This is a genomic window from Bradyrhizobium uaiense (assembly GCF_010811875.1).
GTDB lineage: Bacteria > Pseudomonadota > Alphaproteobacteria > Rhizobiales > Xanthobacteraceae > Bradyrhizobium > Bradyrhizobium uaiense.
The window spans coordinates 1-243 of record NZ_VKHP01000978.1 but is presented as its reverse complement, the minus strand read 5'-3'; the positions used below and the strand labels follow the sequence as shown (position 1 = coordinate 243).

Annotated in this window: 1 protein-coding gene; it reads left to right on the top strand. The window is 62.6% G+C overall.

Annotation, left to right across the window (positions count from 1 at the left end):
* Window positions 1-243, top strand: a 243-nt coding sequence (locus FNJ47_RS48395) for a hypothetical protein (protein ID WP_163163770.1), incomplete at both ends; no start/stop codon positions are given.

Genomic DNA, 243 nt, shown 5'->3' with positions numbered 1-243 from the left:
ATCAACGTGGCTCCCGGCGATGTCGCCAACACCGTGTTCAACGAGGGCACGACCGGCAACACCGACACGCTGTGGGCGCAGCTTTTGCTGAACAACAACACGACGACCGGCTGGCAACAGTTCACGGTGGTCGATCCGGTAACCGTTGAGCAAGGCGCAACACTCGAGCTTACCGGCGCCTATGCGGGGCACGCGATCTTTGCCGGCAACACCGGCACGCTGCAACTCGACCAATCTGCGGCG